The sequence below is a fragment of the Lentzea aerocolonigenes genome (assembly GCF_000955955.1).
Classification (GTDB): Bacteria; Actinomycetota; Actinomycetes; order Mycobacteriales; family Pseudonocardiaceae; genus Lentzea; species Lentzea aerocolonigenes_A.
In genome coordinates this window covers 1-216 of record NZ_JYJG01000643.1, presented here as the reverse complement: position 1 = coordinate 216, position 216 = coordinate 1, and the positions used below count along the sequence as shown (strand labels likewise).

Here is a 216-nt window from a genome sequence, read left to right as displayed (position 1 = left end):
CAGGCGCTGCGTCATGGCGTCGTGCCGCGGACTCTGCACGTCGACGAGCCTTCGTCGCACGTGGACTGGGAGGCCGGGTCGGTCCAGCTGCTGACCGGCAACACCTCATGGCCCGCGGTCGGCCGGGCGCGCCGTGCCGCCGTGTCGTCCTTCGGCGTCTCGGGCACGAACGCGCACGTGATCTTGGAGGCGCCGGGCTCGGGGATCCCCCCGTTT

The 216-nt window shown here is 72.7% G+C and carries 1 protein-coding gene; it reads left to right on the top strand.

Annotated elements, in window-relative coordinates:
• Window positions 1-216, top strand: a 216-nt coding sequence (locus UK23_RS48090) for a ketoacyl-synthetase C-terminal extension domain-containing protein (RefSeq protein ID WP_156213913.1), incomplete at both ends; no start/stop codon positions are given.